The organism is Paenibacillus sp. EB106-05-06-XG162 (assembly GCF_058791655.1).
The window spans coordinates 256896-273434 of the sequence record NZ_JBYTDT010000001.1; the positions used below are offsets into that span (position 1 = coordinate 256896).

The 16539-nt window shown below is 49.1% G+C and carries 10 protein-coding genes; all 10 read left to right on the forward strand.

Annotated features, from left to right (window positions below; all coding sequences use genetic code 11):
- Positions 1–44 precede the first annotated feature (44 nt).
- The 10 genes from AC3WU2_RS00865 (at position 45) to AC3WU2_RS00910 (ending at position 16531) form a co-directional block, all read left to right on the forward strand.
- Entirely contained in the window at positions 45–1715 is a 1671-nt protein-coding gene (locus tag AC3WU2_RS00865) for an extracellular solute-binding protein (protein ID WP_492450482.1), read from the forward strand.
- Between the two features lie 134 nt (positions 1716–1849).
- Positions 1850–2707, forward strand: coding sequence for an ABC transporter permease (locus AC3WU2_RS00870; protein WP_492452132.1), 858 nt, complete (start codon positions 1850–1852; stop codon positions 2705–2707).
- A gap of 18 nt (positions 2708–2725) precedes the next feature.
- On the forward strand, positions 2726–3610 hold the full coding sequence (locus AC3WU2_RS00875; RefSeq protein ID WP_492450484.1) for a carbohydrate ABC transporter permease: 885 nt from the start codon (positions 2726–2728) through the stop codon (positions 3608–3610).
- A gap of 31 nt (positions 3611–3641) precedes the next feature.
- Complete coding sequence (locus AC3WU2_RS00880) at positions 3642–6089, forward strand: glycoside hydrolase family 38 N-terminal domain-containing protein (RefSeq protein ID WP_492450486.1); 2448 nt, start codon at positions 3642–3644, stop codon at positions 6087–6089.
- Positions 6090–6119: 30 nt separating this feature from the next.
- Positions 6120–8417 carry a glycoside hydrolase family 3 N-terminal domain-containing protein gene (locus AC3WU2_RS00885; protein WP_492450488.1) on the forward strand — a complete coding sequence of 766 codons (2298 nt, stop codon included), beginning with the start codon at positions 6120–6122 and terminating at the stop codon, positions 8415–8417.
- A gap of 26 nt (positions 8418–8443) precedes the next feature.
- A complete protein-coding gene (locus AC3WU2_RS00890) occupies positions 8444–9772 on the forward strand; it encodes a glycoside hydrolase family 125 protein (protein ID WP_492450490.1) in 1329 nt (442 codons plus the stop codon).
- Between the two features lie 203 nt (positions 9773–9975).
- Complete coding sequence (locus tag AC3WU2_RS00895) at positions 9976–11769, forward strand: cache domain-containing sensor histidine kinase (protein WP_492450492.1); 1794 nt, start codon at positions 9976–9978, stop codon at positions 11767–11769.
- Positions 11770–11794: 25 nt separating this feature from the next.
- Positions 11795–13429, forward strand: coding sequence for a helix-turn-helix domain-containing protein (locus AC3WU2_RS00900; RefSeq protein ID WP_492452134.1), 1635 nt, complete (start codon positions 11795–11797; stop codon positions 13427–13429).
- A gap of 111 nt (positions 13430–13540) precedes the next feature.
- Positions 13541–14845, forward strand: a complete 1305-nt coding sequence (locus AC3WU2_RS00905) for an ABC transporter substrate-binding protein (RefSeq protein WP_492450494.1) — start codon at positions 13541–13543, stop codon at positions 14843–14845.
- A 120-nt stretch (positions 14846–14965) separates the two neighbouring features.
- On the forward strand, positions 14966–16531 hold the full coding sequence (locus AC3WU2_RS00910; protein ID WP_492450496.1) for a response regulator transcription factor: 1566 nt from the start codon (positions 14966–14968) through the stop codon (positions 16529–16531).
- Positions 16532–16539: the final 8 nt, after the last annotated feature.

Consider the following 16539-nt stretch of genomic DNA (forward strand, 5'->3'; position numbering starts at 1 on the left):
TAACAGTGTAGCTACGATACTTATCACAAAACGGGGGACAAGATATGAAAAGGGTTAAATCTATTAGTTTCATGCTTGCTAGTCTATTACTCATCTCTGTTTTATTATCTGCTTGCGGTCAAGATACGAAGAAGGACGCGGCAACAGAGTCCACTCCGAACGAGACCAAGCAGGATGTAACGATCGATCCGTTAGGCAAATATGACCCACCCATTGATCTGACGGCAGCGAAATTCATTACGCAGGACGTTAAATATCCGGAAGGTCAATCGGAATCGAACAACGCTTGGGAAGCCCTGTACAAGGATATGGGGATTAACCTCAAATACGATTGGATCGTAAAAGGAACCGATGCGCAATACTTCCAGAAGCTCAATGTTTCCATTGCTTCCGGTGAAATCCCTGACATCATGATGGTCAACTCCTCCCAATTGAAGCAGTTGGTCGAAGCGGATATGCTCGAGGATTTGACGGACGTTTATACGCAGTATGCGACACCTGCCGTGAAGGGCATTTTCGAGCAGGACCCGATGGCTCTGCAGTCGGCTACCTTTGATGGCAAGCAGTATGCGATGCCGAAGACGGAGCCGATGATCGGTGCACAGACACCCGTCCTGTGGGTACGTACCGATTGGTTGAAGGCGCTTAACCTGCCGGCTCCGAAGACTTGGGATGATGTGCTGAAGATGACGAAAGCGTTTACGACGCAGGATCCTGACGGCAATGGCAAGCAGGATACATTCGGGGTCGCCTTGGGCAAAGAAATCGTGAATGGCTATCCTTCCATGAACGGCTTATTCAATGCTTATGGTGCTTACCCAAGAATCTGGAAGAAGGATGACGCTGGCAATCTCGTATATGGCAGCATTCAGCCAGAGGTTAAAACAGCGCTCGCGAAATTAGCGGAAATGTACAAGGCCGGCGAACTCGATCAAGAGTTTGGTGTCAAAGACGGATCCAAGGTCGCGGAATCTCTCGTCAATGATCGCGTGGGTGTGCTCTTTGGGCCAAGCTGGGCTTCCCAATGGCCGTTGCAAGACAACAAGAAGAAGAATAACAAAGCGGAATGGGGCGTGTATCCGATTCCATCCGTTAACGGCGGAGACGCAACCGTGCAAATGCCGTTCGGCGCGAATTTCTACTTCGTCGTCAAGAAAGGCTACGAACATCCTGAAGTTGCCGTCAAAATGTCGAACTGGTTCATGGAGAAGCTGTACGGTCCTTCCGCGGACTACTTGAAATACGGCGTTGATAGTAAAGGGATTACGACTGCAAAATATGCATTGATTGATATGTCTGCGCCGGACAAAGATTTGAAGCGTGCGCAAAATGTTGCAAAAGCCTTGAGTAATAACGACCCATCTGCCTTAAATCCGGAAGAGAAATCTACGTACGATAAGATCATGTCCTTCAGAGAAGGGGATTTGAATTTCTACGGTGAGAATTATCAGAGCGGTCCTGAAGGAGCTATGATGGTCCTCCAGAAGCTATGGGATGCGGGTAAAGTTGTATCCGAAGGTTACGGCGGTGCGCCGACAGATACGATGGGCGAGAAGAAGGCAACCTTAGATAAGATGGAGAACGAAATTTTCACGAAAATTGTGTATGGCGCGGCTTCGATCGATCAATTCGATAAATTCGTCGAAGATTGGAAGAAGCTCGGCGGCGAGCAAATCACTAAAGAAGTGAACGAGTGGAACGCTTCGCAAAAATAAATAAAGGGTTAAAAGAGGGGTAGGAAGAGTCGATCAACTTACCCCTTCTGTATTGTAACAGCGTGTGATTTGAATATAAGGAAGTGAACATCTTGCTGAAAAAGAACTATAAAAAGCAACTTCCACTCCACTTGATGTTAGTGCCTGGCATCATTCTGGTGTTTATCTACAGCTATATTCCGATGGTCGGATCCATAATGGCCTTTGAGAAGTATATTCCGTCGAAAGGGTTATTCCATTCCAAATGGGTGGGGTTAAAGAACTTTCACTATTTATTCGATATGCCAGACTTTTATCAAGTCTTGTGGAACACCGTCTTTATCGCAGTGTTGAAAATTATATTCGGATTAATCGTTCCGATCGCGGTTGCCATTCTATTGAATGAGATTGGCAAAACCCTCGTGAAACGGTGGATTCAGACTTTGATATATTTGCCGCATTTTCTATCATGGGTCATCCTTGGCGGCGTGCTTATTGATATTTTGTCGCCTTCGAACGGGCTTGTGAACCAATTTCTAGGGTTGTTCTCGATCAAACCGATTTTCTTCCTTGGGGACAACAACTGGTTCCCGTTCACGATTATATTATCCGATATCTGGAAGGAATTTGGCTTTAGCACCATTGTCTATTTAGCTGCACTCACCACGATTAATCCAAGCCTGTATGAGGCTGCTGTCATTGATGGCGCGAACCGTTGGAAGCAGACGTGGAGTATCACGCTTCCAGGGATCCTGCCCGTGATTATCCTGATGGCCACATTAAGTCTAGGGAATGTGTTGAACGCCGGGTTTGACCAAATATTTAACCTGTATAGTCCGCTAGTATATGAGAGTGGAGATATTCTTGATACGTTAATCTATCGGGTCGGGTTGATAGACGCGCAATACGGCGTCGCGACGGCGCTAGGCTTGTTCAAGTCGCTCATTTCATTCGCGCTCGTCTCCATATCTTATTGGCTCGCATACAAAATCGCAGACTATCGAATTTTTTAGCATAAGAGGTGTGTCAACATGGTAGAAGGAAAATCTCTTGGCAGTAAAATGTTCCGAGTGTTTAACTATACGTTCCTTATCCTGCTCGCTGTGCTGTGCCTGATTCCGCTGATCCATATCTTTGCCGTCTCCTTAAGCTCGAATGTTGCAGCGAGTGCCGGGATTGTGAAGTTGTGGCCCAAAGACTTTACGTTTAAATCCTACGAGTTCGTGCTATCGAAGGGGGAGTTCCTGCTCTCCTTGTGGGTAACGGTGAAGCGGGTCGTACTAGGTACAGCGCTCAGTATGTTTCTATCGATCTTAATCGCATATCCGCTGTCTAAGAGCGGACGGGAACTAAAATTCAGAACGGGATATGCATGGTATTTCGTGTTCACAATTCTTTTCAGCGGCGGCTTAATTCCTTGGTATATGACCATTCGTTCCACAGGTTTGCTGGATTCAATCTGGGCGTTGATTATCCCGGGCGCCGTTCCTGTATTTAATGTCATTCTATTATTGAATTTCTATCGGGGATTACCCAAGGAATTGGAAGAGGCCGCTTTCGTGGATGGCGCAACCCACTGGAAAACGTTATGGCGCATTTATGTTCCATTATCCATGCCGTCGATTGCAACAATTGGACTATTTACCGTCGTGGGGCATTGGAACGCTTGGTTTGACGGGCTCATCCTGATGAACTCGCAGGACAACTATCCATTATCCAGTTATTTGCAGACTGTCATCGTGCAGGCCAGCTTGACGAATATGTCTGCTGAGCAGTTGAAGAATCTTGCTACCGTATCGGATCGAACCGTCAAAGCGGCTCAAATCTTTGTAGGTGCCTTACCGATTCTTGCCTTCTATCCATTCCTGCAGAAGTATTTCGTCAAAGGTATGGTCATGGGCGGGGTCAAAGAATAGATCACTACCCATTAAAAAGGAGAGATTTATAGTGACAGCAACTAAACCATGGAAGATTTACGCCATTCATCATTCGCATACTGATGTTGGCTATACGGAACGGCAGGAGAAAATTCAGCAATATCATGTCGACTTTATTCGTCAGACGCTTCATATTCTGCGGGAAATCGAGTCGGGAAGACGCCCGGAGTGGAAAGGATTTAAGTGGGTATGTGAAACCTTCTGGCCGATCGAATCCTTCTTGAAGAAAGCAACTGAGCAAGAGAAGAAGGAATTTGAAGAAGGCGTTCGCCGTGGGGATATCGGTCTATCCGGAACGTATCTCAATATGAGCGAATTGATCGGGAAGGAACTGCTCGAATCCATGATCGGGCGCATTCGCGAGTACGGCGAGTCGATCCAAGTTCCTGTCACTTCGGCGATGACGGCCGACATCACTGGATTTAGCTGGGGATACGGTCAAGTGCTGCTGGATGCTGGCATTCAGAACTTGATCACCTGCATTCATACGCATCATTCGATGTTCCCGTTATGGAAGAAACAGCAGCCGTTCTGGTGGGAGATGCCGAGCGGCGAACGACTCTTGACGTGGAATGGCGAGCATTACGTATTCGGCAATGATCTAGGCTTGGTTCCAGGTCTTGGCGGCAAGTATACGATCAAAGACGAACTCGACTTAAGCAAAGGCATGACATTCGAGATGGCGGAAATTCGGATTCAGCGATACATTGAGCGCTTGACGCAGGACGGATATGCCTTCCGTTTCGCGCCGGTGATGTTCTCGGGATTGCCGACGGACAACAGCTCGCCGAATGCGGTGGTGATGGACTTCATACAGCAGTGGAATGAGAAACATGGCGATCGGATTTACATTGAACTTGCAACCTTGGACGACTTCTTCAAGGAAGTGCGGGATCATGCCGAGAAGCATCCAGAAGACATTCCGGTGCACCGCGGCGATTGGCCGGATTGGTGGACGGATGGCGTAGGCTCGACACCGAAGCATGTGCAGGTCTATCGCGAGGCGCAGCGGGTTTACCAGAAGGTGAGACGCTTGGATCCGAACGGTGAGATTGTGTCCGCCGAGGCGATGAAGGATATGGAATATCAATTGACGTTGTTCGCCGAACATACCTGGGGTTATCATTCCTCGGTGACGGAGCCGTGGAACCCGTTCGTGCAGGAATTGGGATTGCGTAAGGAAGCTTTTGCAGCGAATGCCAGCACGGCAGCGCATCGCGCGTTGTATGACATCCTCGAGCATAAGGGGGACGCGCTGCTCGCACCGGATCGGCCGATGAAGTTCAAGATGCACAATCCGTTCGAGTACGTTCAGGAGGATTTCGCGCATTTCATTATGGAGGGCTGGCATCACGATGTGATCAAGGATGGGTTCGAAGTTCGGGACGTGAAAACGGGCGAGGTCTACACATCTCAGATTCGCGTGGCACCGCGCGGCGTTATCGTCAGCATTCCAGTTACGCTTCAGCCTGGCGAGGAGAAGACGATTCATATTCAAGCCGTCGTACCGGGCAAGCCAGGAACCGCCTACCAGAACGATGTCGTCGGATCGGACCGCATGATGGATCTGGATATCTCGAGTGTCCTGAGACCTTTCAAGGTCACGTCAACGTATATTGATACGCCATTTGTCCGCATTGCGTGGAAGAAAGGGGAAGGCATCACGTCTTGGGTCGATAAGCGTAAGCAGAAAGAAATGCTTCGCAGCGACCGGAATCATAATGCCTTCACACCGGTGTATGATGTGACGCGTGCGGCGAAGGTCATCGACATGTATGAGGTTCGCCGGAAAATGGGACGCAACCGTAAAGGACCGGATGCGGAAATTTCGGTAGGTGTCTTGACGAACGTCGAAATCGTGACACAAGGTGATGTATACGGCACAGTACAGCTTACATTCGAAGTTGCAGGCTGCTCGCATTATTCGCTATTCGTCACGGCTTATGCGAATCATCCTCGCGTGGATGTAGCTGTTCGCATGCACAAGGATAGTGTATGGGATCCAGAGAATCTATATATATCGCTTCCATTCGGAAGTCCAATCACTAGCGAGACAGAGGAATTATGGATCGACAAGATGGACGCGTTGGTACGTCCTCGGAAAGATCAGTTACCGGGCAGCTTGGCGGATTATTATTGCTTAGGTGAAGGGGCTGCATATGTTGCGGATCAAGGCGGTGTTGCGATCGCGATGCCGGATACACCGCTCATTCAGCTCGGCTCATTAGATCATCAGTTCCGTCTGTTGAACGGAGATGCCAAATTGGCAGAGGATCCTGGACATCTCTATTCATGGGCGATGAATAACTACTGGGAGACGAACTTTACGGCGACACTTGGCGGATTCTATGAATTCCGTTATCTCGTCACCTGGGGTGAACAACTCTGTACGCCAGAAGCGGCCATGAATGCATGCCGCAGCATGAACGCCGGTATTCTAGCTTGGCGGACTTGGTAATATCGGAATGAAAGTAAGGAGAGGTGAACGATGAAATATCTAGATGCTTCTTATTCCATCGACGAGCGCGCAGCGGATTTGCTCGAACGAATGACCCTCGAGGAGAAGATCGGTCAGCTCGTACAACCTTTTGGATGGCAGGCCTACGAGAGGGCAGGCGATAAGATTCAACTGACAGATTCCTTCAAAGAAGCCATTGCGAGAGGAGGCGTCGGCTCGTTATACGGTGTATTACGGGCCGATCCTTGGACTGGGGTTACCTTAGAGACAGGCTTAACACCGCGTGAAGGTGCCGAAGTGACGAACCAAATTCAGAAATATGCCATCGAGCATACGCGACTCGGTATTCCGATTCTGTTCGGTGAGGAGTGCTCGCACGGCCATATGGCGATTGGATCGACGGTCTTCCCTGTTCCGATCGGGATGGGCAGCACCTGGAATGTGGAATTATTCGAGCGAATGTGCCGCGTCGTTGCAGTTGAGACGCGTGCGCAAGGCGGCACGGCAACCTATTCGCCGGTGCTTGATGTTGTACGAGACCCTAGATGGGGACGCACGGAGGAGACATTCGGTGAGGATCCTTTTCTGATTAGTGAAATGGCTGTTGCAGCTGTTCATGGATTGCAAGGGGATGCCTTGAACTCGGATCAATCGATTATTGCAACGCTGAAGCATTTCGTCGGTTATGGCGCTTCGGAAGGGGGGCGCAATGCAGCCCCTGCACATTTGGGTCTGCGAGAGTTGATGGAGAAGGATCTGCTGCCATTCCAGCGCGCGGTTGAAGCAGGCGCTCGGTCCATCATGACGGCCTACAATGAAGTTGACGGTGTTCCATGTACGTCTAATCAGGAGCTACTAACTAATGTGCTTCGTGAACAATGGGGATTCGATGGCTTCGTTATTACGGATTGCGGCGCGATCAATATGCTGTATCACGGCCACCAGGTCGCGGAGAGCGAAGAAGATGCGGCATGTCTTGCCATTCGTGCCGGGGTCGATATGGAGATGTCAGGGGACAGCTTCGGCAAATATTTGCAGAGCGCCATGGAGAGCCACAAGCTAAGCGTATCAGAAATTGATGAGGCTGTACGGAGAGTGCTTCGTATGAAGTTCGAGCTCGGACTATTCGAACGCCCTTATGTCGATCCGACGCATGCAGCCAATACCATCGGCAAGGCTGAGCATATCGAGCTCGCTCGAACAGCGGCACGGGAAGGCATCGTCTTGCTGAAGAATAACGCGAACACGCTCCCACTGTCTTCATCGCTTGGGAAGATTGCGGTTGTCGGCCCGAATGCGAACAACATTTATAACCAATTGGGAGATTATACATCGCCGCAGCAGAGGCAGCAAATCGTTACCGTGTTAGATGGCGTTTCGCAGAAATGCGCCGGGCGAGCAGAAGTGAAGTATGGGCCTGGGTGCCGCATTAAGGACCCATCGAAGGAAGGATTCCCGACTGCGGTCCAATGTGCAGCGGAAGCCGACACGATTATCGCTGTCGTGGGCGGTTCCAGCGCAAGGGATTTCGGGGAGGGCACCATCGATTTGAAGACGGGTGCCGCCATCATCACTGATCAATCGGTCTTAAGCGACATGGATTGCGGGGAAGGCTTCGACCGTGCCGATCTAGGCTTGTCAGGCGTTCAGCTGGATCTGCTCAAGGAGCTACGTGCCTTAGGCAAGCCGCTCGTTGTCGTCTACCTGAACGGACGGCCGATTATAGAGCCGTGGGTCGATGAGCATGCCGACGCGATTCTCGAAGCCTGGTATCCGGGGCAAGAAGGAGGGAATGCCGTTGCAGACATTCTGTTCGGCGATTACAACCCTTCAGGCAGACTAACCTTGTCCATCCCTAAGCATGTGGGACAACTGCCGATTTCCTATAACACGAAACGAACCAAAGGGAAACGTTATGTGGAGGCGGATTTAAATCCACAATATCCATTCGGCTTCGGATTAAGCTACACGAGCTTCCAATACGATAATCTACGGCTTGATCAGTCGCATATCGCATGGAATGAACCATGTATCGTCTCGGTTGACGTGACGAATACGGGCAGCATGGCTGGCCAAGAAGTTGTGCAAATGTACGTGAGCGACGTGGTAAGTTCGGTGACACGGCCTGCGAAGGAGTTAAAAGGCTTCCGTAAAATCCATTTGGAGCCGGGTGAAACGAAGACCGTGCAATTTACGATCAGCGCTGAACAATTACAGTTCGTCGGTCCGAACTTGGAATGGATCGTCGAACAAGGAGAATTCCGGATTATGGTAGGCGGCAATGTGGAAGATTTGCACGAGACAAGCCTGTACGTTGTTACCAAATGATCAGGTAGGAGAGGGAGAGAGACCACTTGAAAGATCATCGATTACCGACTATTGATGTGCCGAAATTTCCGCTGCCGCAGGCCATACAAGGCGCCCTTGCAGAGGCGGAGCAGCGTCTGGCTCATCGTCCGAAGCTTAGCAAGCTATTTCGGAACTGTTTCCCGAACACGCTTGAGACGACGACCAAACTGCTGGATGACGGGACGACGTTCGTACTAACGGGCGACATTCCTGCGATGTGGCTTCGTGATTCCGTTGAACAGGTCATCCATTATGTTCCTTTTGCGAGGGGCGATGAATCGCTGCAGCGTATTCTGGAAGGCGTCATTAAACGCCACATGTTCTATATTCAGATTGATCCTTATGCGAATGCATTTAATGAGACAGCCAATGACTGGCATTGGAATGCAACGGATGAGACGACAAGCTCTCCATGGGTTTGGGAGCGGAAGTTCGAGCTCGACTCTATGTGTTTCTCGTTCCGCCTTGCTTATCAATACTGGAAGGAGACGGGCCGTACCGGGATCTTCGACGAGACGTTCAAGGATGCGCTCATCTCGATGCTGGATGTATGGCGCATCGAGCAGCAGCATGCCGAGCTGTCGGCCTATCGCTTCCAAAGGCATAACGGCATCATGATCGATACGTTGCGCAAACAAGGTCTAGGAATGCCGGTTAATAACGTAGGTCTTATCTGGTCAGGCTTCCGTCCAAGCGACGATGCATGCGACTTCCACTTCAACATTCCATCCAACATGTTCGCGGTCGTAACGCTTCGCCACATGCAGGAAATTGTGCGTTATGTCTATCGAGATGAGCATCTCGTCGCACGGATGGCGCAGATGGAGGAAGAGATCCAGCATGCGATCGAGCTCTACGGCATGATCAACCATCCGAAGTATGGACGGGTGTACGTATTTGAGACCGATGGATACGGCAATCACATCCTGATGGACGACGCGGGTACGCCGAACTTGATGTCGGCGCCGTACATCGGCTATTGTGCGCCAGACGATCCAGCGTATTTGAATACACGCGCCTTTATCCTAAGCGAAGATAATCCTTATTATTATAAGGGCGAGAAGCTGAGCGGCATCGGAAGTCCGCATACGCCGCCGGATTATGTCTGGCATCTTGCTTATTCGATGCAAGGATTAACTGCCGTGAACCCGGATGAAATGTTGCAGATGATCGAGATTCTGGAATCAACCGATGCTGACACAGGCTTCATGCATGAAGGGTTCCATAAAGACGATCCATCGATCTTCACCCGTGATTGGTTCGCATGGTCGAACAGCCAGTTCGCCCAATTGGTGTGGAAGGCATTGCAGTTAGACCTCTTAGACGCTAAATAAGGATAGGAGCGTCCAGAGGGATGTAAATATGTGGTATGGAGAACGATGAAATAATAGATGGATAGGCCACCATAGCAGGTGGTTCTTTTTTTGGGGTTTTAAGTCCAGCCGATGTACAAACCGTTCCTTGCTGATTATAATAAGGGATATTTAAGCGGTTTCAGGTCATTTTACTGAGCAACGAGTTGGGAGGTTGTATAGAGATGGGGATGAAGAGAAGATGGTCGATCACATCGATCTTATATGTAATGTTTTTTTTCGTTATTGTGATGCCCATCGTACTCGTGACCTCACTGTCATTGAAAGCCTATACAGATATCCTATTGACCAATATTACGTCAGGCGCCATGCAGACGCTGGAGCAAGTTTCCTACACGATAGATCAGGAGAACAGCCGCTATATGCGGACGATCGCATCGATCGGGATGGATGAGAAGCTTGTATCTCTTGCGACATCCATTCACCGTAGTCGGCAGACCAAGGACAATTTCGATTACGTCGAGCAGCTCGAGAATAAAATGAAAAGTTATCTGCATGACATGCCAGACTTCGTGTCTGCGATGTTCGTCTATCGAAATGGGGGCGCTTACTATTTCGAGGGAACGCATTTTCATAATGTCAACGCACGAATTAGTGAAGAGGAGTTGAAGAAGACGTCGCTCTATCAGCAAGCCCTTGAACAGCGAGGGCGTGTGCATATGGTCGGTACCGAAGAGAATTTCCTGGTTCAAGCAAAGGATAAGTATATACTATCGGCAGCAATCGCGCCTAAATATGATCCAGCATTTTATGATGTCGAGATGATATTTTTCGTGATTCAAGCAAAGGCATTTGAGAACTTAGCGCATTCCACGTCCAATCAAGAGGGGAGCTTTATTATACTCGATGATCAAGGGCAAGTGATGATGGATACGAGTGAGAATAGCTCCGTTAGAGAACAAGTGATTGTGGAGACACTAGATCAGAAGAATACGAATTTTGAGACCAGCGTGAACGGAGAGAAGATGTTCGTTAGCTTCCTCACATTGGATCGAACGGATTGGAAAATCATCTACTTAAATTTGTATGATCAGTTGACTGCTGAAGTGAAGCATATCTATCACATTATTATAAGTATATCGATTGCGAGTTTAGCGATCTTTCTATGCTTATCTATTTTTTTCGTACGCAGTATCGTGGGGCCGATCAAATCGCTCATTTCGCAGATGAATAAGGTTAAGCATGGCTCCTTCGACGTTGAACTTGCTGTCTCCGGGCCGCTTGAAATTTTCGTCCTGGGCAAAACGTTCCAGAACATGATCAAGCGAATCCAAGAGCTGATTCATGAGCGTTATGAGCAGGAGAAGCTGAAAAACCGAGCGGAGATCGATGCACTACAATCGCAGATTAATCCGCATTTTCTCGTCAATACGTTGAACTCGATTAAAATTATGGGGATATTGTCGAATGCAACCAATATCGTCGAGATGACAGATTCCTTTATCAAGCTTCTATCCTCTACCTTTCATCGTGGGGGTTCGTACATCCCCATTTCGCTAGAAATGCAGAATATCGAGAAATATATCCATATCATGAAGGTTCGATATGGGGAGCGGTTCCGCGTGGAATATGATATCGATGAGCAGATTAAGGAGGCCTATCTTCTGAAGATGCTGCTGCAGCCCATCGTAGAGAATGCCATTATACACGGTTTCTATGGCAAAGAAGCTGTAGGCGTTGTCCGGATTCGCGGAAGAGAACAGAATAACAATCTGATGATTACGATCACGGATAATGGGAACGGAATGGAGGATGACACCATTGAAGCGCTGCTGAGCGAGAGGAAGGCCGGTTCGCTGAGCGGCATCGGTATAGCTAACGTCAATGATCGGATACGATTAAATTACGGTGAGGCATATGGTCTGCACATTACGAGTGAGCTCGGCTCAGGGACGGAAGTTGTCGTCGTGCTGCCTCTGATGCATAGCAATCCGGATTTACCGAACATGTTGAATTAGAATGGAGATGAGCCGTTTGTTTCGAGTGATGATCGTCGATGATGAACCCCTTGTAAGACTTGCGCTGAGTGCGGTTATTCCCTGGAATGAACTGGAATGTGTTGTTGTCGCTGAAGCTTCCGATGGACAAGAGGCTTGGAACCGAATTGTGAATCAGCAAGATGTAGATCTAATGATTGTAGATATGCATATGCCGAATATGAATGGTTTGTCCCTGCTCGCGAAGCTTCAGGGAGAGATGCTGCCGAATACGCCGCTATGCGTCGTGCTCAGCGCATTTTCGGATTTCGACTATGTACGTAAATCGTTCTTGTATGGCGCCGTGGATTACATCATGAAAACTGACTTGGATCGCGAACATATTCTTCCAGTAATTAATCGAGCTGTACAGCAACTCAAGGAACGATCGAGCCAGCAAGGCTTGGCTCAGAATCACCACGATGACCGCGTGCTGATCGAGAGGGAAGTTTGGCTTCGGGGTCTGCTTCGTGAATCGCCATCCATGGAGGCTTCCGCAGCATCACTGGACGCTGACAGTCAGATTTGGCTGTCGTCCTTATCATCGTATCAACAAGTGATCGTGTCCGTTCTTCCCGATCGCATGTCCCAGGCAGCTGCAGGGGAAGCAGCGGAACCACAGGATCAGGAGTTGGATCATATCGCGCGCGTTTTGAAGCAAGGGATGAAGATGGGAAAAGTTCCGTTTGAATGCATTCAAGTACGGCCGCATGAATATGCGATATTGTTATGCATCGATATATCGCCCAGTTATTTGAATCGCCGCGGCAGCGTGATGGAAATGCTAGATGCCCTTCGCAATATGGTCAAGAACTTTATGAACATGACGCTTTCGATAGGCATATCGGATGTATGCACAGATTGGAGGCAATGGCCTGCGAAATACCAGCAAGCGCGTACGCTCGCGCATTTACGGTTCTCCGAGGGGCCTGGGCGCGTGTATTATCCGGAACATGTCTTGGGAACAGAGAAGATCTCGCCCACACCGTGGAATTTTCCGAGAATGATGCAATTGATGAAAACGGGGGATTCCCAGTGGAGATGGTATCTGGACGAAGGCCTTCGTCAATTGCATAACATGTCGCATGTCACGTTGGATAGCTGTTCATCGCTGTATGATGAGCTGCTATGGAGTTTAGGTGTTCTACTGCATGCCAAGGGGATGAATTGGACGCATGTGCTGGATTCGCAGCAGAAACCTTATGAGGCGATGGAGCAGTTTGTATTCCGTGAAGATTTGCACGATTGGCTAACGAAGCTTGTGATTCGTACTGCTGGATTGCTGCATCCGGGTAACGTTCGCGTCGATATTCCGCAGCGGTTGGTTGAACGCGTGAAGCAGTATGTCGAGCAGAATTACAACAAGGTGATTACGCTTGGTCAAGTAAGCGAATGGGCCAAGGTGACTGAGAGCCATCTCAGCAAGCAGTTCGTCAAGGAGACGGGGGAGCATTTTATCGAATACGTGACCAAGCTCCGTCTAAGTGAAGCCAAGCGGCTCATGCAGAGCGACATGAAGATGTACGAAATCGCTGATCAAGTGGGGTATGAGAATCCGGAGCATTTTAGTCGGGTCTTTAAGCGGTATATGGGGGTTAGTCCACAGAAATATCGGGATATGTTGGCGAACAAGACGTATTGACCCCAAAAAATATCAAGACAACCCCAAAAAATATCAATGAAAGCGCATACTACATTTCGATAAGATGTACGTAATAGACGGTGCATAACAGGGTGAGGGGACTTGGAACAAATGATGTATAGAAAAGCAGTCATCGTTATGCTGTCTATTGTCTTGATATTATCGCTCGCTGGATGCCTTCATCTGGCTTCAGAAAGCCATTCGGCGGGCTTCAATCATAAAAAGGGAAGTAGTCCCGCTGACTTGATCATCTTAAAACTGGCCATGTGGGATGCGGACAGCGCATTTTTGGATAGCTGGACCCAGAAGGTGAACGAGTTCTCCCAGGTCATGCCGAACGTGAAAATTGAGGTTGAGACGTTCAAGGGGGATAGCGATTACCTTCAAGAGATGAAGGTCAGACTCGCAGCCAATGAGCTGCCTGACATGATCGAGCTGAAGCCGAATTTTATCAACGAGTTCAGAGAGGAGCTTCTCCCGCTCGATGGATTAAGCGTAACGGCGAAGAACAAGAAGGCGCAGGATTATGCCGTAGACGGCAAAGTGCTTGCTCTGCCCGTTATTTCTTTCCCGGAGCTCGTCTATTATCACCCGAGCATATTTCAGGAATTAGGGCTGCACGTCCCGAAGACCTGGAGTGAGTTCATTCAAGTATTATCTGCGATCAAGGCGAGCGGCAAATATCAGCCTTACGCGATGGGCGGCAAGGATGCATGGACGAACTATCCATTTAATGAATTTATGCCGCTGCTGGAGTCGGGAGACGAGAATTATTATGACCATATGGCGAGGATAGACCATCCATTTGCGCAAGACACGCCATTCTATAAGGCCTATCGCAAGATTCAAGCACTGTATGACGCGAAGGTGATGAGCAATGATCCATTAAGACTTAGTAATGACCAGGCGACGGGCATGTTTGAATCGAAGAAGGCCGCTATCATTGCAGCGGGATTGTGGTATTTGCCGCAATACCAGACGAAGGTGGGCAACATTGATGATTTGGCAGCTTTTCCATTACCTGTACGTGATACCGTGGACGAGCCGCTCAGAGTCATGACCTTTACAGATAATTTCTTCGGAATTAACAACAAGTCCAAAAAAATCGAAGTGGCTAAGCAGTTCCTGGAGTGGCTATTCAGTTCGGATGCCTACTTGTTCTATGTGAATAAGAAGCAGGCGAACTCGGTCATGGAAGGCGTTATCGCGGACGTCCCATTCTTGCATGCGTTCTATCGATCGAATACGTTCGAAGAGTTCAACTATCGTCCTGGCGGTGAGAGCTACAACCATTATATGAATTCCATTCAGCTCGATTGGAAGAAAATCGGACAAGAGATGATGGGTGGCAAATCAATCGATAAGATCGCGAAGGAACTGAACGCCAAGTGGGCACAAGCGCGAGCAAGCCAATAACCCCTGCGAATCAGGAATGTTTGGCAGGGAGATTTACGATAAGAAGATGATCTCTGGTTCGAACGGAGATCATCTTTTTGAATTTGATGGATTCGAATCTAGCAGACGGAGGGGATCAATGTGAACGAATTTTACAAAGTGTTGGTCGTTGACGACGAGATACTCGTTCGACAGGGGATAAAGCATTTGCTGCATTGGGAGCAGGATGGCTTTCAGATTGTAGGTGAAGCCTCGAACGGGAAGGAAGCGCTGGCCTTGATCGAAGAGCTGCAGCCTCAGATCGTGCTGACAGACATCGTGATGCCCGTGATGGATGGCGAGGAGCTGACCCGGATCATCAAGACGAGCTGGCCGGAGATCGAGGTCATCGTGCTGAGCAGCTTCAGCGAGTTCGATTATGTGCGATCTTCATTCCAGAGCGGCGTCTCGGATTATATTCTGAAGCCGCATCTCGAGACGGGAATGCTGCTCGATGCGCTGCGCAAGACCGTGACGCGAATCCCTTCTCGCGCAGGAATGGAGCGGTTTGAAGATCATATGATACCGATCGATACGGTGCTTGCGAAGATACTATCGGGTTATGATGCAGAAGTCGATTCGCAGTTGATCGCAGCACAGTTTCCCCATCCGGCTTTCTATTTGCTAGGTACGCAGCAGGATGCAAGCCGAGAAGGGGAATCAACTCCTGCACATCCTGTCCTCGAATCCTTGCAAGCCCTCTTACCGTCGATGAAGGTTGTGGCGTTATCAGGGCATTCGATTCCAGGGTATCCGAAGATGTCGATGCATCTGCTGAATGTGAATGAAGAAGACCGGCGGGCGCTCCCGGCCAAGCTCACGATCCTTCACCCGAGCTCCATGCAGGAGACAGGAGAGGTGAAGTGGGTACTGAGCAGCGATTTTGAAACGTTAAGCCAGCTGAGAGACATCTACCAGAATCAGCTGCTTCAACTGCTTGCATGCCGGTTCTTCCTTCCTATGGATGCTGTGCTGATGACAAGTGAACTTCCAGAATCATGTGCGGTCGTGAAGGCTTTTCCGCTGAATCCGTTTATGGAGCAGCTTCGCAGGCTCCAGCTGGATGACGCCTTTCAGGACTTACGTACGTATATCGGCGCGCTTGAGCGGGGTTATACAGCGGACGTGTTCGAATTCAAGTCTTTTATCGGCAATTTGATTTTTAACGCGATTCATCTTCTGGGAAGGTTGAATTATGACGTGAAATTGCTGGATGACGCCAAATATGCGTATTTCAAAGCCATCGATGAAGCGAGTCATGTTCTTGAAGTCGTGGAGCTGCTAGAGAAATTCCAGATGCAGCTGGGGCAGTGCGTCTATGCCGATAAGGCGTCGCAGACGACAAACCCTAGCATACGTCTATTGCTGGATTATATCGATGAACATTACGCCGAGCCGATCAGCCTCACAGAAATGGCGAAACATTTTCATTTTAATCCGTCGTATTTATCCACTTTCTTCGCTGCCCATCATCATGAAGGGTTCAAAGAGCATCTTAATCGAGTGCGAATCGATAAGGCGGCTGATTTATTGCGCTATAGCGATGCGCCGATTTCGGACATTGGCAGCATGGTAGGGTATGGCGATCACAGTTACTTCTGCAAAGTGTTCAAGCGGAACACGGGACTGTCCCCAAGCCAGTACCGCAGACAATACAATCAATTCTAGGAGTTGGC

Coding starts and splice junctions, on each gene's coding strand:
- AC3WU2_RS00865 (WP_492450482.1), top strand. CDS start 45: ATGAAAAGGGTTAAATCTATTAGTTTCATGCTTGCTAGTCTATTACTC.
- AC3WU2_RS00870 (WP_492452132.1), top strand. CDS start 1,850: ATGTTAGTGCCTGGCATCATTCTGGTGTTTATCTACAGCTATATTCCG.
- AC3WU2_RS00875 (WP_492450484.1), top strand. CDS start 2,726: ATGGTAGAAGGAAAATCTCTTGGCAGTAAAATGTTCCGAGTGTTTAAC.
- AC3WU2_RS00885 (WP_492450488.1), top strand. CDS start 6,120: ATGAAATATCTAGATGCTTCTTATTCCATCGACGAGCGCGCAGCGGAT.
- AC3WU2_RS00895 (WP_492450492.1), top strand. CDS start 9,976: ATGGGGATGAAGAGAAGATGGTCGATCACATCGATCTTATATGTAATG.
- AC3WU2_RS00905 (WP_492450494.1), top strand. CDS start 13,541: ATGATGTATAGAAAAGCAGTCATCGTTATGCTGTCTATTGTCTTGATA.